The following is a 17,995-nucleotide window of genomic DNA, read 5'->3' as shown; positions in this document are numbered from 1 at the left end:
ACGATGGAGATCCAATGTGGGAGCGTGCCGGCCCCTTCGCGGGCAAGCTCCGCTCCCACAATGTCCGCGTCGGACCTGAATCTTGTGCACGACGCAAATCCAATGTGGGAGCGGAGCTTGCCCGCGAAGAGGCCCTCAAGACCACCCGATGTCTACGACCAAACCCTGCCCTCAATGTCAATCCTTCGGCTTGACCGTCGCCACATCGGACGCCTTGACTCGCACCTGCTTGCCGGAAATATCCTTGAACTCATAGAAACCATCGGCTGAGTGGGTTTGAGGGGCGTCCTTGGTCAGGTACTGGGTACCGTTCTGCAAGGTCACCACGGTGGGCGTGGAGCAGCCCGCCAAGGTCAGTAACGCAGCTGCCAGTAATGGCAGGCTGAGAATTTTCAGATACATGATGCCCTCTCTGTTTCAGTGATTGACGGCTTATGGCGCAAAAAAATGTCAGGCCCGACGCTACAGGCACGGCCATGGGCTGTGCCTATAATCAGCGCCCTGACGGGGGGAAGGTCCTGACCCGTTGCCGCATTCCCTACCGCTTGCTGGAAGCTTTCCATGACTGATCTTTCCGAGTTCACCATCACGCATAAATGGCCTGCACAACATCCAGACCGTCTCCAGCTCTATTCGTTGCCTACGCCCAACGGCGTCAAGGTCTCGATCCTGCTCGAAGAACTGGGCCTGCCGTATGAAACGCACCTGGTCAGTTTCGCCACCAATGACCAACTGACGCCGGAATTCATGGCGTTGAACCCCAACAACAAGATCCCGGCCATCATCGATCCCAACGGTCCCGACGGCCAGCCGCTGCCATTGTTCGAGTCCGGGGCGATCCTGATCTACCTCGCCGAGAAAACCGGGCGCTTCATGTCCAAGGACCTGGCCCGGCGTTATGAAACCATCCAGTGGGTGATGTTCCAGATGGGCGGTATCGGGCCGATGTTCGGCCAGCTCGGTTTCTTCCACAAATTCGCCGGTAAGGACTACGAGGACAAGCGCCCGCGCGACCGTTACGTCGCCGAGAGCAAGCGCCTGCTGGGGGTGCTGGATCAGCGTCTGGAAAGCCGCCGCTGGATCATGGGTGACGACTACGGCATCGCCGACATCGCCACCTTCCCTTGGATCCGCAACCTGATCGGTTTCTATGAAGCCGGCGACCTGGTGGGCATCAAGGATTTCCCTCATGTGCTCCGCGCCCTGGCGCAGTTCGTGGCACGCCCGGCGGTGATCAGGGGCCTGAGCATTCCATCGGCATAAGAAGAACGCGCAGGGGGACTCAATGGAACTGCCGAAGGTGGACCCAGGCGGTCTCGGCAGTTCCTACAGCGAGTCCAGATGCTGGCCCAGCAGGCTCTTGAATGTCCGGACGACGCCCTCGGCGATTTCGGCGGACTCGTGGGCTTTGAGCGATACGGCGATTTTCATCAGCTCCAGCAGCATCACCGCCGTCAGTGCATGGCGCTCGGCCGGCAGCGGCGGTTGCGCCTGGGCCAGCAGCCCGGTTAGCAGCGACAGCAGGCCCGAGCGCGTCGCGGCCTTGGTTTTCTTGTCGATATCGCGCCGTTCGGCCAAGGCGATGAACGCCGGATTTTCCTCCAGGAAGAATGACAACTCCTCCAGTATCCGCTCGGCCAGCTGACGCGGGCTCAGGCCGGACGCCTGCTGCGCCAGGCTTTCCAGGCGACCCCGCAGCACCTCCAGCTGCGCGCCGTGCAGGGCCTGGGCCAGCAGTGCCTTGGTGGGAAAGTATTGGTACAGCGAACCAATCGACGCCTGGGCCAGGGCGGCCACTTCGGTCATGGTCGCCGCGTCATAACCGTGTTCGGCAAAGACCCGGGCGGCGGCCGCCATCAACTCGGCCACGCGCTGCTTGCCGCGCTCCAGCCGTGGCGTGTGGATGCTGACATTTTTTTTACTTGAAGTTTGTGAGGGCATCCTCATATCCTGATTGTGAGGCTGTCCTCATATTCTAACCGCAGCTTCGCCGTTCGCGCTTGCCAGGTTGCGCAAGCCGACACCTGTCGACCAGGAGATCATCATGTCGCTTACGCTCGATCCTCGTACCTGTGCTCTTGTGATCATCGACCTGCAGCAGGGGATCATGGCCATGCCGGTTGCGCCCCATGCTCCGGAGGCGGTCGCCGAACGGGCGGCGCGGCTCGGTGCACACCTGACCCAGGCGGGCGGCCTGGTAGTCGTCGTGCGTGTGGGCTTCGCCAGCGACTACGCCGACAAACTCAACCAGCCGGTGGATATACCCATGGCCGTGCCGCCGGGTGGTTTGCCGGAAGATTGGGCGCTACTGAGCCCTGTGATCGCTGCCTTGAACGCCCCGGTGCAGATCACCAAGCATAGCTGGAGCGCCTTCTACGGCACCGAACTGGACCTGCAATTACGTCGTCGCGGGATTACCACGGTGATCGTCTGCGGCATTGCCAGCAACTCCGGCGTTGAGTCCACCGCCCGCGACGCTTGGCACCACAACTACGCCGTGGTGGTGGCCGAGGACGCTTGTGCGGGCCTTGGGGAGGACACCCATCGCTTCTCCATGGAGAAGGTCATGCCGCGCATTGCCCGGGTCCGCTCGACCCAGGCGCTGATCGAGGCGCTGCCGATCCGTTGCTGATCAGCCGAGGTGCTCGGCCAGCAGCGGCAGCAACTGTTCGCATGAGGCTTCGAACTTGAAGTCCAGTAACTCATCGGCGCGGGTCTTGCCCAGGTTGATGGCGATCAACGGCTTGCCGTGTTCGGCCATCAACTTGCACAGGCGAAAGGCCGAATAGGCCATCAGCGACGACCCGATCACCAGCAACCCCGCCGCCTGTTCGGCGCAGGTCAGGGCCCTGGCGGCGGTGAGCGGGGCGACATTTTCGCCGAAGAACACCACGTCGGGTTTCAAGCGCTCGCCATCGCACTGCGGGCAGCGGGGCACTTGAAAGCGCGACTCGAAGGCGCTGTCCAACAGGGTGTCGCCGTCCGGTGCCTGGACCGCCTCGACCCCGGCGAGATAAGGGTTCTGTGTCTCCAGGGTGAGCTGGACGGAATCGCGCTCCAGACGGGCGCCGCAATCCAGGCACAGGACTTTGTGCAGGCTGCCATGCAGTTCGATCACATTGTGACTGCCGGCCTGCTCATGCAAGGTGTCGACGTTCTGGGTGATCAGGCCGCTGAGGTGGTGTCGCGCCTGCAGGCTGGCCAATGCCCGGTGGGCGGCGTTCGGCCGGGCCATGCGCACCCGTGGCCAACCAAGCATGGCCCTGGCCCAGTAGCGGCGTCGGGCCTGGGGTGAACCGAGGAATTCCTGGATCATCATCGGTGGTTTGCCCCGGCGCACACCTTCGCGGTCGCGGTAATCCGGGATGCCGGAGGAGGTGCTGATACCGGCACCCGTGAGCACCAGAAAGGGCTGTTCGGTCATCAGTGGCAAGAGCGTTTCCAGGGCCGCGCTGACCTGCGGGTCGGGCATGGGAATATCTCCGGTGAACGAGTGGCTGATGCGGCGACGATCGGCGCTCGCCTTGGTACGAATCGCCGTGATCGATACTCAAGGATAGACGCAGGAGGGCTCAATCGTCCCGCGTCAGCACTTCCAGCAACTCGATTTCAAAGGTCAGGTCGGCGCCCGGTGCGACGAGCGAGCCCATGCCGCGTTCGCCATAGGCCAGGTGCGCCGGCACGCACAGTCGGCGCTTGCCGCCGACCTTCATGCCCATCAGGCCGATATCCCATGTTCTTCGTATGTAACCCTTAATGACTGGTATCATACCGACCATCAAGGGCAGGGCACCGACATGCAAAAGAAGCAGGCAATCTCATACGTTCGATTTTCAAGTGCCCGTCAGCGGGATGGGTCCAGCGTAGAACGACAGGAAGGCATGATTGCTGAGTGGATGAGGAAGAATGAAGACGATTATGAACTGAGTAAACTGAGCTTCAAAGACCTAGGCAAGAGTGGATTCCATGGGGAGCACATCGAAAAAGGTGGGGGATTCGGGAAGCTCCTCGTTGCTGTAGAGCAGGGTGCTATCAAAGACGGTGCTGTGGTGCTTGTAGAAGCTCTCGACCGTACAGGTCGCCTAGAACCACTGGAGATGCTGACTCAGGTCATTGCACCGATCCTCAAGGCTGGCGTCTCTATCATCACACTGGACGATGGCACCGAGTACACCAAGGCATCTGTAGGTGGTACTCAAATCTTCCTACTAGTGGCAAAGATTCAGGCTGCACACGGCTACTCAGAAACTCTCTCAAGGCGAGTGACGGCCTCATATGCGAAGCGTAGGGACAAAGCTAGGACGGAGGGTGTTACCCCTGAACGTATTACACCTGTATGGCTAAACAGCGATGGTACGGTACGTGATGAAATAGTCCCTTGGATCAAAACCGCATTCGAGTTGTACGTTTCAGGAATGGGCAAGGCCACCATTGCCAAACGAATGCGTGATTCCGGTGTTGAGCGTCTGGCTAAATGCAGTGGTCCGACCGTCGAAGGCTGGCTACGGAACAAGGCTGTGATTGGCAAATGGGAAACGCTGGCCGGGACACCTGACCATCAGATCATCGATGCCATATACCCTGAAGTGATTGAGCCATCCCTGTTCTACAAGGCTCAGACCCATGCTGAAGACGTGAAGACAAAACGACCAGCGAAAACAGCCAAGCACTTCCTTGTGGGACTGGTACGGTGCGGATCATGCGGGAAAAACTACATCATTCAGAACAAAGACGGCATGCCTCACTCTATGCGTTGCCGCACCCGGCAGAACCTGAAGGGCTGTGATAACTCCCATATCGTGCCCAAGCCTGTAATGGATGCGATTTATAGGTACACATCAGCCAGGGCCGCCAATGAAGCAATGACCCGTCAACAGATGGGCGTAGACGAAAAGGAGATAGCAGTTCAAGAGGGTAAGCTGTTAGAGCTGAGCAGACAGTTCGATAACCTTGCCAAGACAATCAGAGAGCTTGGGGCAGAACCTGAGTTCATGGAAGCTTACAAGAAGGCCAAGGCAGAACGTGAAGCAACAGAGAATTCTCTAATCATCCTACGCTCAACCGTGGCAACACCAATCGGGAATTACTGGCGGGAGAAGGGAGAGGTGTCGGACCTTGAAAGAGACGACCCACAGCTACTGGCTGCCATGCTACGTACCGTCGATTATTCAATTACTGTCAATCTAGATGGACGGATTACATCATCTCATTCTGATGTCGTCTATAGGTATGCGGGTGTTGATCGACGTGCTAACCAATACAAGCTCATGGCAGGCGATAAACTGATCCTTGTTCTTAAAGAGCGTGATGCCAACCGGCTGGATACAGAGAAGTGCGATCCGATTGAACCAGCCGAGGTAGGGGGAGAATCGTGGATGGACGAGGAAGACCACGAAAACCTTCGTCTCCAGTACGAATGACCTACCACAAACGATCGACACCGTGATCATGCTCCTCAGCTACAATCACCTGGAGACGTCTTTTAGGAACGTAGTGGCGTACTGCCCGAATCAACCCAGTGCAGCAAAAGCAGTGTCTAGACCAAAGCTTCAAGGAGGAGTCATGACAAGAGATCAGTTGATTGATGCTGTATTGGCAGAGATGGAGCGAGTATGGGGAGAGAACGGTTTCGGAGGTGAAACAGAAGAGTATAAATGGCTGTATGAAAATTACGGCATATCTGAAGAAGACGACATTCATTGGCAGGATGTCTGCAATGACTGGGGCGGGACACTACAGGAGTCACTGGAAGGCTTGGGGGAAGAAGTAATTGCCGAGGCAATCGAATTTATTAATGACGACACCCGTGTAGTAAAATTTCTCGAAAAATTCCTAAAGCAATACCGAAGCTCTACTGCTGTGTACTATCAAGAGTCAGAGGGTTAACTCTTGTGAACTCCGTTCACGGGGTATCCCGTCCACAGTGTGCTCCCGTAAGCTCTCGCTTACCCGTGCAAGCTGGATAGACGTCGTAGCACTCTGTCTATCCATATTGCGACGGTAATGCAAATGGACTACAGCCCACGTAATATGTGGCTTTCAGCACATTCACAATTTTGAACCGTACACGAGACGAATCAATGACCGGCCAACCACAAACAGGGGCACGATGATGAAAGCAGGGACAGCGGTAGCGGTGACACTGGTAGTGGCAATGGGATGCAGTCAGGCCATGGCTGATGGAAACGCATTGCTAACCCAGTGCCAACAATTCATCAAGGCCTCTGACAGAGATAGAGATTTTGACCGAGGCCAAGCTGGCATGTGTGTCGGGTTCATTGAAGGAGTTTTGAGTACAACAGCGTTTTTCAGCGAAAACTTAGAGAATCAAGCCAAGCTCTGTGTACCGAGAGATGCTACAAACGGCCAACTTGCGAGGGTTGTTGTCAAGTATCTGAAAGACAATCCCGCGAAGCTTAATCAAGGCAAAACCGGTCTAGTGTGGCTTGCAATGAAAGATGCCTACCCTTGCACTAAATGACTGAGCTTTTTTCCTAACCCTATCCGCCGCCCAGGAACAGAGTGCACTGAACGAGCTGATCAGACCATCTGGCTGGAAAATAATGAATTTCACGGTAGGTGATGAGTCCGGTCCGGGGTAGGCATTCCAGTTGCCGAGTGATTCTAAAATAACTCTCAGAGGCTGCGTGAAGCTGCGTGAGAGGAAATTACGTGTAAATACCTCTATGCCACACACATCTTCTCAACGTGTCTCAGGGTTGATCTCAAGAGGTTTCAGGCCTTGTTCCAATGACGTTTGACAGTGGCAATACCGATCTTCAGTTCTGTCGCTACCTGTGCTTGTGTCTTGTTCTGTGACTTCAAGCATTGCACAGAGGCTGTCGTGTCAGTGGCTTCAGGACGACCAAGTTTCTTACCTTCAGACTTTGCACGGGCCAAACCAGCTTGTGTACGTTCGATCAACAGGTCACGTTCAAACTCTGCTACAGCATTCAACACTTGCATGGTCATTTTGCCTGCTGGTGAGGTCAGGTCTACCCCTCCAAGGGCAAGGCAGTGCACACGGATGCCTGTAGCTGCTAGATGCTCAACTGTCTGACGTACATCCATAGCGTTACGGCCAAGACGGTCTAGCTTGGTCACGATCAATACGTCTCCTGACTCCATCCTATCCAGCAGCTTCTGAAAGCCTGACCGTTCCTTGGCTGCAATGCTGCCTGAGATTGTTTCCTCTACTACACGGCTGGCCTGCACATCAAAGCCTGCTGCCTTCACTTCTTGCACTTGGTTCTCTGTGAACTGGGAGGAGGTGCTGACACGACAATACAAGAAGGTGCGGGACATGTGGGTGACTCCTTGGGATCGTTTAACGTGGTATCAGTGTACCAAGGTATCACAAAATCAAGAAGTCTATTTTTATGATGCTGGATACCGCCTGTCTGGAAGGTATCGTTTAACGGTCGTTTGATGAGCCCAGGTCGGCCTGTTCATACAAGGGGCCGGTCAATATCTGAATATCACCTTCCTTCGTACTGCAAGCTCCCTGGTATCCGTCTTGTACCTCCTCATCGAAGTAGGCCCACCGGAGAGTCAACAACCGTTCAAATACAGGGACATCCGCACCTGTTATGTCGGTGAGCCCTTTATGAATCCGGGTCAGCAGTTCACGTAACTCTTCTGTACTGGTAGACATTCTCAACTCCTTATAGATAGCCGATAGAGGCTATGTGAGTGAAAGCTCTGGCAGCATAGATGTCAATTCGCCATTCTCTGGCACTAACGTGCAGTCTGGCAGACTTAAGGAGGGGTTGGGATGATCAATCTGGCGTTTTGTGACTAAATTTGTACTTTTAGTCATAAAACAATCATTTTGATGAGAATCAGAAACTATCTTAACAAGTGCCTATACCACACCCCCGGAAATACTGGGGCAAGCCAAGTTCTAAAACATTATGGAGATTGAACTAGGGTGAGAAATCATGGGTTTGTATGAGTTATTTGATAGTTGTCTACTTCAACTCCTGATGGCGCTGTGCTAGCCTGTGGTGATGTAATATCACTGGACTAGCTAAATTGAAGATAAGATTTCTGGTGCTGGCAGTTGGATTATTGGCTGTAACATCGATACCTGTTTCAGCAAAAAATAAACCCGGCGGAAATGAGACGGCTCTAGATCCATTTCAAGTGAACTTTAAAGATAAATACTTTCTTTCTGAAGGGTGCGATAAGTATTTAGCTGGCTATGACTCAGCAGTGCAAGCGGAAATTAAAAAAGAAACTGAGCCTATGATTGCTGAGGACTTGCTAATGTTTGTATCCGGCGGGAACACTGCAACCAAAATTCTACAGAAAGAATTTAAAGAAAAAAATATTGAATTCAGTGCCTCTCTGGTCGGCGGGTATGACAGGCTGAAAGATAGAAAATATCATAAGGATTTTTCTATGCTGTATAGTGATGATATCTATAGTCATAAAGCCGCCCTGGATGCAGGGGCGGCCCTCCGTGCTCGTAAAAAAAATAAAATACAGCCAGAGAAAGTAACGGTGGGAGGTAATTACGCGATATGCATGATGGCTTCTGCCGCTGCAGGCAAGGGTAGGTTTGCAAATTACACTGAGAAATATGTCGATTACATTCTTGCTCGACCTGAGAAAGCTGCAATAGGATACTTCGAGATATCTACAGATAAGGCATATGCTACAAATAAAGTTGGTACAGGGAATTCGTTTGTAGAGCCGAAAACCTGGGAGGGCTCTCGCTTTTTTGTTGTAAATGCCTCATTCAAGAACCTCGATACAGAGTCCAGGCTACCTGCCGAGGGTAGTTTGCTTGTCAACTACAACGGAAAGGATTATGTATTTGATACTGTCGAGCCAATAATGCTTGAGGGTTACAATATATGGTTTAGAGGTGTAAATCCGTTAATTACCATGAAGACCAAGATTGTTTATAGAATTCCTAATGAGATTGAGGGTGAAGTGTTCTGGCGGCCGGGAAGAAATTCAAGTGGCACTCGTCTTTGGGTTGGCAGGGTTAGTGCCGTCAAGTAACTATGAGCACAGTTGTGGCATGTGCATAGCTCAAGGAAGGGGCGAAGCCTGATGGGGGGGCGTGCATTTGACTCTCCAACTACTACTTCAGGCTCTAGCTCTCAGGTTGCACTACCTTGAAACTGAGCACAGAACGGAGTTCTAAACTGAGTACTTTAGAAGAGGCGATAGCCTTGAAGGTTAGCGGATAGAATGATGATAATCAATCCGCCTATGCAAAGTGTACTACCTGTGACCTAGCGGTCTGAGAGAATCAATTTCAATAATCAATATGATCAGCCTGCGGCTGGCCTTTGATCTTGATCTTGTTTACTGTGCACAAGAAGAATACGGCAGTATTCATGTGTGCTCACTGTAGCGTTAGCGAATGGATACCCCAGACCGTAGGTCTGAGTAATACCTTTCTTTTCTGGCAGATTGATTATCATCAATATATCTGCCTGTACCCTTCGAAGCTATCGCCTCTCTTGCAAGGGGATTAAACGTGAAGTTCCTTCACAGGGTAAACCTGTAAGCTCTCGCTTACCGTGCAATCCCTTCGACGAAGGTCGCCGAAGAACTCTTTTATATAATAGGAATTTTTCGACCCTCTTGTATTACGTGGCTTCCAGCCCAATTCTTGCGTAGGTTTTTTAAATTACCTACGGGAGGATTACGGGAAGTTACGCTGCAATGGCGAGGTGCTCGCCTGCTCCAGTCTCAGTGTGCAGGCTGCCTACCGGGCGATACCACTCTTGGATATAGTGCCCCTGGGCCTTGTCGTGGCCTCGAAAGACCAATCGTGGATTCAAGGATAGTTTGATCTCGCCCTTACGGATATTGTCACTCCGTGACGTGGACACTCTGAGCATGTTGGCATCCATCAACACCTTCAGCTTCTTCATCAGGTTTGATTCAGCGGTGCCCAGTGACTTAGCCAAACCCGCCTGAGTCATGAAGATGACATTACGATAGAGAACAAGATCGTGCAACTTCTCCAGTAAGCGTAGCTGTGGGATGGTGATACGGCAGTCAACACCAGTGCGACGCCATAGGCCATGGGCATAGTCAACTTGTTCGTGTAGCGGGTGTAGTTCGTGGGGCGGCAATGTACGTCGATCAAAGTGGCTCAGATGATCCTGGAAGTCGTCCACACTTCGGCACTTGCCCAGTTCACGTTGGTAGTTGATAACACCAGAGAATACAGAAGGCTTACTATCGTGCCCGTGGATTTCACCAGTGTGTTTGTCAATGATCAAACCGTCAGCACTGATGAGGGTGGTTGCGGTAATCAGTGGATGTACGTCATGCATGGTGGGGCTCCTTGTTCAGTTCTGTTCAATAGGCAATTCCTCTCGGGTAGTGCCGGGTTGGTTTGTTCAAATCGCAGACGCAAAAATACCGCGCTCCAGGCTCACTGTGTTTCAGTGGTGGATGCGGTTCGGTTGGCTGCGATGTCGGTGAAAAATATAGGAAGATGGTCGCTGTGTCAAGCGTAGATGTTGTGAGTCAGTCTGTAAGCTCCTGTAGGGCTGTCTGGCGGCATTCAATAAATGAGACAATCCAACGTGGCACCCCGTACTTGCTTTCGACCATATGACGCCATACACGTTTTCCTGTTGATGCTGCCAGAGCGTATGCTGCTGTCATGGCTTCTGATTGTGTTCTGTAATACATGTTTACTCTCCTGTTGTTATTGAGGTGGGTTGGGGTATTGCAGCTTGAGCTAATCGTAGAGTGATCTGACGATCCACCCATAACTGCATATCTGCACGATCTTGACTTCGATCTACTACGGTCTGCTTGTAGAAATTCAGGGTGAATTCATTGCTAGCGGCAATGGCGTTACGCTCTGCCATCAGGGCATACTTTCTATTCTCTTCTTGAGAGTGGGCGTATGAGTAGAGTGTGAGTCCGCCAATAGCCGCGATTTGGAAGGCGGCTATATACAACATGGCTTTGATTAAAATAGGTGATCTCCTAATAAAGTGGTTAGAGGAAAAAGCGGCCAATAGTCAACCGCTAATCGTTATTTACTGAGCTTTCGTGCCGATGGCTGTATTGGATGTATCGAACACTGCCCGCAGTTCGCTATGAACTACACTTCTAGCGTGCTCTGCAATCTCATGAGGATCAGCACCAGTGCTAGTATTCACGGTAATGTTAGTTATCGGAGCATTAGTAGTAGTGTTGTTCGTCGTATTGTTATTCGTGACTGAAGGTGCTTGAGAAGCTTTGTAGAATGCATCATTACTAGACATGATTCCTGTCGCTTGCGGATTGTTGTTAGCATCAGCCACAGCCATCTTTACCATCCCCTGAAGTATTGGTGTTTGCATCAGGTCTTCTAACTTTATAGGTAAACGGCTTGTATCAAACTTCGAAGTGTCCAGTGTAGGAACTGGGCTGAATGGATCAGGGGCTGATACTTTCAAGTTGCTTGCTGGGCCGACCTTATCCTTATCTTGATCAACATTAAATAACCATCGCCATAAAACGTCAACGGGATCACGGATGTTATCCCTATCAGCACTAACTGTTTTTCCAGTTAAGGCACTTGGGTCTACGGCAGGTCCTTCAACAGTCCCGACAGAAGCGACATCGGCAGCACGTTGAGCAGAGTCTTGAACCGTACCGTCAAAATTCTTCCCTACTAATGTACGGAGCAGCCCTGTTTGAAACTGCGTCAAGGCCCGATCAAAATCCTTGAGGGCGTTATTCACTGGTGCCATGGCAGCCACTAGTTCCCGTTCAGCCGCGATACGATCACCGAGGGCTCCTATGAGCTGAGGATCTTTCTGGATGTTATCGGTCTGTAAGAACTTGTCATTCTTCAATCGTGCCTCTTGTGCTTCAATACTGCCCTTGTGTCGTGCCAATACTTCAGGGTTATTAATAACAGCTTGATGGATGCCAGCATAAAAAGCGTCTGCGGTTAACTTCCCGGCCTTTTGTTGTTTATAGAAGAACTCTTGGGCCTTATCATCTTTACCCTTGTAGCCAAGAGCATGAGCTGTCCCCACATACACATCTTGAGATATCTTGCCACCTAGTTCTGCCATTAATGGGCGGGTGTTCTGGCCTGTTGCATGGCCTTGAGCCAAAATATGGTCAAGGTGAAGTGCGATACGCCGCTGGTTAGCATCTGAGACATTACCAATACGGAATGCGGCATATCGATCGTCCAGAACATCGGCGGCTTTTTCAGGTGAGTAGCCATGCTTCATAAGACTGGCGGAACTATTGTTGTACTGGCGAGCTGACTCCGTATCGATTTCCATCCCGTAATCTGTGAAAGTCTCTTTATACCGCTTGTTAAGAGTGTCACGAACCTTGGGATCTTCAGAGGCCGACATTAGAGCAAAGTCGAATTGTTGAGAATTAGCTGTACTTTCCTGTCTATGCTCCACTCGGGCTGTAAGCATGCTGGCAGCACTTGAGATGGCGTATACAGCCATTGCGATACCGGACAGGGCACCAACCATGCCCAGGCCACCTGACTCTGCTACAACAGGTGCTGGAGTGTCCTGGCGAGCTTGCCACACTGTTTGGCGATTTTCTGCCCATTTAAACTTAGCCGCCTGCCGGGCAGTATTCTCTTCCAGTTTAAGCTCACGGGCCTTTCGATCAGCCATACGCTGTTGATAACGCTCAGTGGCTCGCTGACCTCGTTCTCTCGCTTGTTGTAAAATTAGTTCGGCTCTTTGAGTCGCTGAGAGGGCCGCTACTTGTTTCTCTTGTAATAGGAGAGTCTTGGCTTGCTGTTGACGTAGAATTTCCTCTAGGCGTGACTGACGTAATTTGGCGGTCTCTACACTATGCTGATTTTTTAATTGAATTCCTTGGGTTCTCAAGTGCTCCTGTTCAACTTTGGCGGACTTGGTTTCCAACACTGCCTGAAGCTGTTTCTGCTTGAGGGATTGTGTACTTAGGAAAGCTTCTTCCTTGAGTCCGGAAAATTTCAGCTTACTCTGTTGAAGCTCGGCTGCAAAAGTAGCTCTCTGTGCCTTGGCTAGTTCGGTTTCCAACTTCAATGTACGGCCCTTGGACTGTTCCACAGACGCATCTAACTTTTGCGTAGAACTCTTAGGAGAGACTCCCCCTAGCTTCGCAGCTAGTTTATCCGCTTGGGCACTGAGGGCGGTCATACGTTTAGAGATTTGATTCAGACTATTGTCGAATCTAGTTAGGCCACTTAGGTCAACTAGAAAGCTAAGATTGCCCGTTAGCTGGGCAATTGATTCGTGGAGGCTCATCGGCTTGCTCCAAACGAATGACCCGGGGTTGACTGGTCATAGTCGACTAATTTCTTACTCACAATGCTGTTGAAGATTTTGACACCATGCCCGCGATACAATACCGTAAACTCTTGACAATCACCTGAGTCACCCAGGTAGCTCTCAACAGTCTCGATTACTACCTTGCTCCCGCTCACCAATAGAACAACTCCACCAGAAACCTTGAACCAAACGTACTTAAGGCTCTTCCTGCCAAAATGGCCGGACATCAAACAGCGAAGGTCTTGTGTTAGCTGCTTCATATTTATATCTGCTCCGGCGAGGAGAAAGGCACTCCGCTGAGTCCCCTCCTGAGCAATGTAATTAATATGCTGTTGTAACTTACGCATTGGACAACTTCCTCTTGGTTTGTGACTCTCGGTTCAGTTGTAGGATATGTTCAATCAGGGCTGAACCCTCCAACTTGGTAGAGGACTTACCACTTACTTCTAAGATTTTTTCGTATAGGGCTAATAGCTCTTCATAGCTCCTGTTAAGTGTCGGGGTCTCAGCAACTACCTCTAGGGCCTTCGGTTCCTCTGGTGCATACTTTGCCTTGAGAATTTCATGCGTACTCATTGTGCTACTCCTTCTTCAGTTAGCTTCCCCTCTGCAATCAACTGGGCTTTTAGTTTGTCACGGGCTGCTAGCAACTCCTTACGTTTGGTGGCTTCCAGCTTAGTGATGCGTTTAGCTTCGGCTTCAATCCGTGCCTTCTCTTCATTTGCCACCATCATGGCAACCTGCTCAACCAGATGACACTCAAGTGCAACGTCAATGTCTGTCTGATACTGAGTCCGTACTTGGTCGAAGATAATGGCGAGGTCAGCTTGCTGTGCTTCCTCAGTTTTATGCATACGGATTTTCATGTAACTAGGGAAGCCTGAAACTACTGTGATTGCCTCGGCTTTCATTAGGTCTAGAGGGATAAAGCCTTCACAACGTTTCTGGTGATACATCTCAACGCCTTCAGCAACTGTATTGCTTACGAACTCAACAATACCGCCTACATTGCCAACCCGGTCAGGAGATTCAATTGTTTTACGGTAGGTGGTTTCAGCATGTTGGCAACGAGCTTTATATTCGGCGGTACTGAATACGTGTTGCATAATTGGGGTGGTAATAGACATTGTGTGTTTCCTCATATTAGTGTTTGCCCGACAGGGCGATATTGGTCTACGGCCCAGGAAGGGCTGAGATGGTGATGTTTTCAATGGTTTGATATGCGGTCTATAAGGGCTGTAGAGCACGTTTAGCTGCAACTGGCACTATGGCCTTAATTGCAGGAGAAACGCCTTCATAGCCCCGTATAATCGTTTGTAGCTAGTCTCAGTATCCGTAACGGATCATATAGGCACGGGCGGCTACAATTCCGGTGTGGAGTGCGTCACTAAGGTCATCAGCACTGGCTAGAGAATGTTGAACTAGGTAGTTTCTAACTTCTTCTTCTCGGGAAGGCTTATGCTTATCTTGTTCAGCACGGATTCGCTGACTCATTGGCTTAGCGCCACCCTTGCCCTTGGTCACACGATCATTAACAAACGAAGACTTCTGCATCAACTCACCGATGTCCAGTAGAGTGTCAGCGTCCTTCTTCAAGTGACGATAATAAAAGTCCAACGACTTCTCATTGCTGAGAACGAATGTCTTGAGCGCAGTGTTAGCAGGGATGTACGAGGATGTTACTATTCCAACAATCAGATTGGATGGAGCGTTAACAACGAAGTATGTTGCCATGGTGGTGTTTTCCTTATCATAGTGGTGAGTTATCTCCTTTCTTGGTGGCGTGGGTGTTGTTGGTTATCGAGCTTCGTTCGGGTAATAGAGCTTCACTGCAAACAGCGGCACTTGAAGCTCATCTGCAATCTGCTGCGGGCTCATGTGGTGGCAGTGCTTCAGTACGTAACTCCGTAGGTATTCGAGTGAGTCAGCCTGTCGTTGTTCTTCAGCAGTATTCATGTATTAGATTCTCCTGTGGTTGTTGTGATTGATGTTCTGGCAATTGCACCAGTTGACGTTTCTTGGAATTGAATGCATTAACCCTGCATAGGGTCGAGCAGTACACTTTGGTGATGCGTTTTACTTTGTGCGTTATGCCGCATTGCGGGCATAGGCGTTCTACGGCCATGAGTTCTCCTTGGCTGGATATGTTTGACGGTGTGATGTTTACGCTAAGGACACGAGAGCAAAAATAAAGACTCTAATTAGAGCCTTTAAAGGATTCACATCATGTCGGGGATGTTACGAGCATTACGAGGGGGAATTCTTGTATGTCTGGACCAATCCATAATCCTGATGCGAGACACACTATCACAGCGACAGTTTCGTTAACTGCCTAAGAGTTTTGCCATCCACTCTGTAAGGATCAGGAAACCATCGAAGGTGGCCTGTAAAGAGGGGATGTTTATTTCTCGCTCTCTACATGTCCTATTATACACATGTTTCCGAAAATTGCAAGCATTATCTTGCAAAAATAGCAACTATTTTATTCAAATTAGAATGCTTTAATCATGGTCGATATGGCATAAGTCTTATTCTGCGTGGCTTCTAGCGATGTCCATCTGATGCTGGCATATCTATTTTCTGACAAGCGGTATGAATTTTAAAAACCTACATAGAAAGGTGTTGCTCCCAGCCCTTGATCACTCGTCCCGTGCCGATCACGCATTGGAACGGCTTGCCCCGGCCATGGGACGAGTCGAACTCGCTACCATCCTCGAGTGTGCCTCGATAGTGCGTGGTGATCAACGCGCCCTTGACCACGGCCTTGCCGTCGCCTTCCAGCAGGTCCGTCACCTGCAATTCAGTGTTTGTCATGACTTCTCCAGGGACGGTAGCCCATGCAGGATTTCCAGGTCGGGGTTTTCCAGGCGTTTCTGTGCCAGGCGTCGGTCGAAATCACTCGCCAGCTCGGCCAGGGTGACTTGCCCCAGGCGCGTGATCAGCAGCGCTTCGGCTTCCTGCAGGACATCGGTCAGCCGGGCGTTGACCGCCTGTTCCACCAGGCACTGCGGTTCTTCTCGCGACAGGCCCATGGCAAACACTTCGGGCGCGCCGAGGGCCCGGTGGATATCCAGCAAGGTGATCTCGCTCAGGGGCCGGGCCAGGGTCCAGCCGCCGCCGTGGCCTTTTTCCGAGTGCACATAACCGTGATCCCGCAGCCCGGCCATGGTTCGGCGGACCACTACCGGGTTGGTGCGCAGCATCTGCGCAATGGTCTCGGAAGTGGTGCGCTGGTCGTGCTGATCCATGTGGATCAACACGTGGAGCATGCGGGAAAGGCGACTGTCGTTGCGCATGGGCGGTTTCGCAGGAAAAAAACAGAGCACAGATATAGCAAAATCGACCGTCCGTAACAAGACGAGTTACAGGAGTTGACGTGGGACTATTACGTAACTTATAAAGTTCCGTAAATTCGATCCAAGAGGTGTTCTGTTCATGTCGCATTTTGTAGTGGTGGTGGGTGCCAGTTTTGCCGGGTTGTCGGCGGCCATGCAGTTGGCTCGGGCCCGGCAGAGGGTATTGCTGATCGATTCCGACCGGCCGCGTAATCGGTTCGCGGCGACGGCCCATGGCTTCCTGGGACAGGACGGCCAGTCACCCCGGGCGATTCGGGACGAGGGGCTGCGTCAGTTGTTGCGCTATCCGAGCATTGAGTTCGTGCAAGGTGAGGTGGTGTCGGCGCGCCAGGTCGATGCCGGGTTTGCCGTGGTGTTGGCCGATGGGCGGGAAGCGCTGGCGGCCCGGTTGGTCCTGGCCACCGGCCTGCGCGATGAATTGCCGGCGATTCCCGGTCTGCGGGAGCGTTGGGGCAGCACGGTGCTGCATTGCCCGTATTGCCATGGTTATGAAGTCCGTGATTTGTCCTTGGGAGTGCTGGCGACCATGCCGTTTTCCGCGCACCAGGCCGGGATGATCCCCGATTGGGGGCCGACGGTGTATTTCACCCAGGGGATCCATGAACCCGATGCCGAGCAACTGATCCATCTGCAAGCGCGCGGTGTACGGATCGAGCGGACCCCGGTGGTCGAGTTGCTGGGCCAGGCGCCGGCGCTTGAGGCAGTGCGCTTGAGCGATGGTCGGCTGATCGAGGTCCAGGCGCTGTTCACCGGGCCGAAAACCCATATGGCCAGCCCGCTGGCGGAACAGTTGGGGTGCCTGTTCGAGGAGGGGCTCCAGGGCTTTTACATACGGGTCGACGAGCGCAAGGAAACCAGCGTGCCGGGGGTGTTTGCCGCCGGTGATGCGGCCAGTCCGATGCATAACGCGACGCTGGCTTCAGCGGCCGGGGTCATGGCCGGCTTCGCTGTTCATCAGTCGTTGATGGCCGAAACCGCGACCCATTAAAAAAATATGGGCGCACGTTCCGTTCGGAGCAAGATGGCCACTGACCATTTATCCGTCGTGTACCTATGTTCAAATTGGCTGTTTTTCAATGATGGCCCCATGGCTTGAGGCTGTTGTCGCAGTGCTCGTGATTGCGTTGATCGGGGTGCTGCTCTGTCGTGAGCGCAGGGCTCGCCGGGAACTGGCCGAGTGCCGGGCACAGTTGCACCAGTTGAGCGAATGTGGCCGACAGTTCGACACCGGTGACGAAATCGAACGCTTCAAACCCGCTTTGGACGCCAGGCCGCGTCACCGCTCCCTGCCGGCTGAAGGTCGCCCGCTGGGGGACCGGGCATAAACGCATGTAGGACATGCACGTCGTCCAGGCTGCGATTTCCTGT

The 17,995-nt window shown here is 52.3% G+C and carries 20 protein-coding genes and 2 pseudogenes; 7 read left to right on the top strand and 15 right to left on the bottom strand.

Annotated features, from left to right (window positions below):
- Positions 1–177: 177 nt before the first annotated feature.
- A complete protein-coding gene (locus tag M5B99_RS24940) occupies positions 178–402 on the bottom strand; it encodes a YgdI/YgdR family lipoprotein (RefSeq protein ID WP_248806555.1) in 225 nt (74 codons plus the stop codon).
- A gap of 159 nt (positions 403–561) precedes the next feature.
- Here M5B99_RS24940 and M5B99_RS24935 point away from each other — a divergent pair, with 159 nt between their 5' ends.
- Complete coding sequence (locus M5B99_RS24935) at positions 562–1,263, top strand: glutathione S-transferase N-terminal domain-containing protein (RefSeq protein WP_248806554.1); 702 nt, start codon at positions 562–564, stop codon at positions 1,261–1,263.
- 63 nt (positions 1,264–1,326) lie between these two features.
- On the opposite strand, the gene M5B99_RS24930 is transcribed toward M5B99_RS24935, so the two are convergent.
- Positions 1,327–1,941, bottom strand: a complete 615-nt coding sequence (locus M5B99_RS24930; protein WP_248806553.1) for a TetR/AcrR family transcriptional regulator — start codon at positions 1,939–1,941, stop codon at positions 1,327–1,329.
- Between the two features lie 103 nt (positions 1,942–2,044).
- Between M5B99_RS24930 and M5B99_RS24925 the strand changes: the two genes are divergently transcribed.
- Positions 2,045–2,632 carry a hydrolase gene (locus M5B99_RS24925; protein ID WP_248806552.1) on the top strand — a complete coding sequence of 196 codons (588 nt, stop codon included), beginning with the start codon at positions 2,045–2,047 and terminating at the stop codon, positions 2,630–2,632.
- On the opposite strand, the gene M5B99_RS24920 is transcribed toward M5B99_RS24925, so the two are convergent.
- Positions 2,633–3,472, bottom strand: coding sequence for an NAD-dependent protein deacetylase (locus tag M5B99_RS24920; RefSeq protein ID WP_248806551.1), 840 nt, complete (start codon positions 3,470–3,472; stop codon positions 2,633–2,635).
- A gap of 100 nt (positions 3,473–3,572) precedes the next feature.
- A pseudogene (locus tag M5B99_RS24915) lies at positions 3,573–3,767 on the bottom strand (FKBP-type peptidyl-prolyl cis-trans isomerase); the annotation flags it as partial.
- 30 nt (positions 3,768–3,797) lie between these two features.
- Here M5B99_RS24915 and M5B99_RS24910 point away from each other — a divergent pair.
- The 3 genes from M5B99_RS24910 to M5B99_RS24900 all read left to right on the top strand — a co-directional run bounded on the left by M5B99_RS24910 (position 3,798) and on the right by M5B99_RS24900 (position 6,481).
- A complete protein-coding gene (locus tag M5B99_RS24910; protein ID WP_248806550.1) occupies positions 3,798–5,420 on the top strand; it encodes a recombinase family protein in 1,623 nt (540 codons plus the stop codon).
- A gap of 142 nt (positions 5,421–5,562) precedes the next feature.
- Entirely contained in the window at positions 5,563–5,886 is a 324-nt protein-coding gene (locus M5B99_RS24905) for a hypothetical protein (RefSeq protein WP_248806549.1), read from the top strand.
- A 286-nt stretch (positions 5,887–6,172) separates the two neighbouring features.
- Positions 6,173–6,481, top strand: a complete 309-nt coding sequence (locus tag M5B99_RS24900) for a Rap1a/Tai family immunity protein (RefSeq protein WP_248806548.1) — start codon at positions 6,173–6,175, stop codon at positions 6,479–6,481.
- Between the two features lie 254 nt (positions 6,482–6,735).
- Here M5B99_RS24900 and M5B99_RS24895 read toward each other — a convergent pair whose 3' ends face one another.
- Positions 6,736–7,305 (bottom strand): recombinase family protein, encoded by a 570-nt coding sequence (locus M5B99_RS24895; RefSeq protein WP_248806547.1) that lies wholly within the window; start codon positions 7,303–7,305, stop codon positions 6,736–6,738.
- Between the two features lie 109 nt (positions 7,306–7,414).
- Positions 7,415–7,654 carry a hypothetical protein gene (locus tag M5B99_RS24890; protein WP_248806546.1) on the bottom strand — a complete coding sequence of 80 codons (240 nt, stop codon included), beginning with the start codon at positions 7,652–7,654 and terminating at the stop codon, positions 7,415–7,417.
- Between the two features lie 380 nt (positions 7,655–8,034).
- Between M5B99_RS24890 and M5B99_RS24885 the strand changes: the two genes are divergently transcribed.
- Positions 8,035–9,012 carry a hypothetical protein gene (locus tag M5B99_RS24885; RefSeq protein ID WP_248806545.1) on the top strand — a complete coding sequence of 326 codons (978 nt, stop codon included), beginning with the start codon at positions 8,035–8,037 and terminating at the stop codon, positions 9,010–9,012.
- A gap of 662 nt (positions 9,013–9,674) precedes the next feature.
- Here the strand turns inward: M5B99_RS24885 and M5B99_RS24880 are convergent.
- From M5B99_RS24880 to M5B99_RS24845, 8 genes and pseudogenes are all read right to left on the bottom strand, one after another.
- Positions 9,675–10,304 carry a replication/maintenance protein RepL gene (locus tag M5B99_RS24880; protein ID WP_248806544.1) on the bottom strand — a complete coding sequence of 210 codons (630 nt, stop codon included), beginning with the start codon at positions 10,302–10,304 and terminating at the stop codon, positions 9,675–9,677.
- A 720-nt stretch (positions 10,305–11,024) separates the two neighbouring features.
- The gene (locus M5B99_RS24875; RefSeq protein WP_248806543.1) at positions 11,025–13,247 is read right to left on the bottom strand and encodes a hypothetical protein; all 2,223 of its coding nucleotides are present in this window, start codon (positions 13,245–13,247) and stop codon (positions 11,025–11,027) included.
- Positions 13,244–13,618 (bottom strand): hypothetical protein, encoded by a 375-nt coding sequence (locus M5B99_RS24870; protein ID WP_248806542.1) that lies wholly within the window; start codon positions 13,616–13,618, stop codon positions 13,244–13,246. Before M5B99_RS24870 ends, M5B99_RS24875 begins: the two co-directional genes overlap by 4 nt.
- A gap of 225 nt (positions 13,619–13,843) precedes the next feature.
- Positions 13,844–14,398 (bottom strand): hypothetical protein, encoded by a 555-nt coding sequence (locus tag M5B99_RS24865; protein ID WP_248806541.1) that lies wholly within the window; start codon positions 14,396–14,398, stop codon positions 13,844–13,846.
- 199 nt (positions 14,399–14,597) lie between these two features.
- The gene (locus tag M5B99_RS24860) at positions 14,598–15,005 is read right to left on the bottom strand and encodes a hypothetical protein (RefSeq protein WP_248806540.1); all 408 of its coding nucleotides are present in this window, start codon (positions 15,003–15,005) and stop codon (positions 14,598–14,600) included.
- A gap of 63 nt (positions 15,006–15,068) precedes the next feature.
- Positions 15,069–15,227: a hypothetical protein gene (locus M5B99_RS24855; protein ID WP_248806539.1), complete on the bottom strand. Its 159-nt coding sequence runs from the start codon at positions 15,225–15,227 to the stop codon at positions 15,069–15,071.
- A 660-nt stretch (positions 15,228–15,887) separates the two neighbouring features.
- Positions 15,888–16,085 (bottom strand): annotated as a pseudogene (locus tag M5B99_RS24850) (FKBP-type peptidyl-prolyl cis-trans isomerase); the annotation flags it as partial.
- Positions 16,082–16,567, bottom strand: coding sequence for an RrF2 family transcriptional regulator (locus M5B99_RS24845; protein WP_248806538.1), 486 nt, complete (start codon positions 16,565–16,567; stop codon positions 16,082–16,084). The gene M5B99_RS24845 and the pseudogene M5B99_RS24850, both read right to left, overlap by 4 nt.
- Positions 16,568–16,706: 139 nt before the next feature.
- On the opposite strand from M5B99_RS24845, the gene M5B99_RS24840 reads away from it, so the two are divergent.
- Entirely contained in the window at positions 16,707–17,615 is a 909-nt protein-coding gene (locus M5B99_RS24840; protein ID WP_248806537.1) for an NAD(P)/FAD-dependent oxidoreductase, read from the top strand.
- 85 nt (positions 17,616–17,700) lie between these two features.
- Here M5B99_RS24840 and M5B99_RS24835 read toward each other — a convergent pair whose 3' ends face one another.
- Positions 17,701–17,967: a hypothetical protein gene (locus tag M5B99_RS24835; RefSeq protein WP_248806536.1), complete on the bottom strand. Its 267-nt coding sequence runs from the start codon at positions 17,965–17,967 to the stop codon at positions 17,701–17,703.
- Between the last annotated feature and the right edge of the window lie 28 nt (positions 17,968–17,995).

Origin of the sequence: Pseudomonas sp. MWU13-2100 (assembly GCF_023242365.1) — a bacterium.
Lineage (GTDB): Bacteria > Pseudomonadota > Gammaproteobacteria > Pseudomonadales > Pseudomonadaceae > Aquipseudomonas.
This window is presented reverse-complemented; position numbering and strand designations above follow the sequence as displayed.

Bases quoted from the DNA above. Each gene is read 5' to 3' on its own strand.
- M5B99_RS24900 (WP_248806548.1), top strand. From the start codon at position 6,173: ATGGCTGATGGAAACGCATTGCTAACCCAGTGCCAACAATTCATCAAG.
- M5B99_RS24860 (WP_248806540.1), bottom strand. From the start codon at position 15,005: ATGGCAACATACTTCGTTGTTAACGCTCCATCCAATCTGATTGTTGGA.
- M5B99_RS24925 (WP_248806552.1), top strand. From the start codon at position 2,045: ATGTCGCTTACGCTCGATCCTCGTACCTGTGCTCTTGTGATCATCGAC.
- M5B99_RS24890 (WP_248806546.1), bottom strand. From the start codon at position 7,654: ATGTCTACCAGTACAGAAGAGTTACGTGAACTGCTGACCCGGATTCAT.
- M5B99_RS24905 (WP_248806549.1), top strand. From the start codon at position 5,563: ATGACAAGAGATCAGTTGATTGATGCTGTATTGGCAGAGATGGAGCGA.
- M5B99_RS24855 (WP_248806539.1), bottom strand. From the start codon at position 15,227: ATGAATACTGCTGAAGAACAACGACAGGCTGACTCACTCGAATACCTA.
- M5B99_RS24865 (WP_248806541.1), bottom strand. From the start codon at position 14,398: ATGTCTATTACCACCCCAATTATGCAACACGTATTCAGTACCGCCGAA.
- M5B99_RS24840 (WP_248806537.1), top strand. From the start codon at position 16,707: ATGTCGCATTTTGTAGTGGTGGTGGGTGCCAGTTTTGCCGGGTTGTCG.
- M5B99_RS24870 (WP_248806542.1), bottom strand. From the start codon at position 13,618: ATGCGTAAGTTACAACAGCATATTAATTACATTGCTCAGGAGGGGACT.
- M5B99_RS24940 (WP_248806555.1), bottom strand. From the start codon at position 402: ATGTATCTGAAAATTCTCAGCCTGCCATTACTGGCAGCTGCGTTACTG.
- M5B99_RS24930 (WP_248806553.1), bottom strand. From the start codon at position 1,941: ATGCCCTCACAAACTTCAAGTAAAAAAAATGTCAGCATCCACACGCCA.
- M5B99_RS24880 (WP_248806544.1), bottom strand. From the start codon at position 10,304: ATGCATGACGTACATCCACTGATTACCGCAACCACCCTCATCAGTGCT.
- M5B99_RS24895 (WP_248806547.1), bottom strand. From the start codon at position 7,305: ATGTCCCGCACCTTCTTGTATTGTCGTGTCAGCACCTCCTCCCAGTTC.
- M5B99_RS24835 (WP_248806536.1), bottom strand. From the start codon at position 17,967: ATGTCCTACATGCGTTTATGCCCGGTCCCCCAGCGGGCGACCTTCAGC.
- M5B99_RS24935 (WP_248806554.1), top strand. From the start codon at position 562: ATGACTGATCTTTCCGAGTTCACCATCACGCATAAATGGCCTGCACAA.
- M5B99_RS24845 (WP_248806538.1), bottom strand. From the start codon at position 16,567: ATGCGCAACGACAGTCGCCTTTCCCGCATGCTCCACGTGTTGATCCAC.
- M5B99_RS24920 (WP_248806551.1), bottom strand. From the start codon at position 3,472: ATGCCCGACCCGCAGGTCAGCGCGGCCCTGGAAACGCTCTTGCCACTG.
- M5B99_RS24875 (WP_248806543.1), bottom strand. From the start codon at position 13,247: ATGAGCCTCCACGAATCAATTGCCCAGCTAACGGGCAATCTTAGCTTT.
- M5B99_RS24910 (WP_248806550.1), top strand. From the start codon at position 3,798: ATGCAAAAGAAGCAGGCAATCTCATACGTTCGATTTTCAAGTGCCCGT.